Consider the following 585-nt stretch of genomic DNA (forward strand, 5'->3'; position numbering starts at 1 on the left):
GCACGATTGCTACGTCTTCTTGCTCGTTGTTGCGACGCTGCTCAAGAAGGTCGAAATACACCTTACCCGAACAGAACACGACGCGTTTCACTTTGCTTGGCTCCAAGTTATCCACTTCAGGGATCGCTGCTTGGAACGTACCTTCTGCAAGGTCTTCTAGAGTCGAAGTACAAAGAGGATGACGAAGCAATGATTTAGGCGACATTACAATCAATGGTCGACGCATTGGGCGTACTACTTGACGACGAATCATGTGGTACACCTGAGCTGGCGTTGACGGTACAACGACCTGCATGTTTTGCTCAGCACACAATTGAAGGTAACGCTCTAGACGAGCAGATGAGTGCTCCGGACCTTGGACTTCGTAACCATGAGGCAGAAGCATCGTCAGGCCGCACAGACGTCCCAACTTTTGCTCACCAGACGAAATGAATTGGTCAATAACCACTTGTGCGCCGTTAGCGAAGTCACCAAACTGCGCTTCCCAAATGGTCAAACCGCCAGGTTCAGCTGTTGCATAACCGTACTCAAATGCAAGAACAGCTTCTTCCGACAACACAGAGTCAAAAACTTGGAAAGGCCCCT

The 585-nt window shown here is 49.7% G+C and carries 1 pseudogene; it reads right to left on the reverse strand.

Annotation, left to right across the window (positions count from 1 at the left end):
• Positions 1-585, reverse strand: a pseudogene (locus R7F64_RS24130) (2-oxoglutarate dehydrogenase E1 component); the annotation flags it as partial.

The sequence above is a fragment of the Vibrio sp. Vb1980 genome (genome assembly GCF_033338615.1).
In the GTDB taxonomy this organism is placed as follows: domain Bacteria; phylum Pseudomonadota; class Gammaproteobacteria; order Enterobacterales; family Vibrionaceae; genus Vibrio; species Vibrio alginolyticus.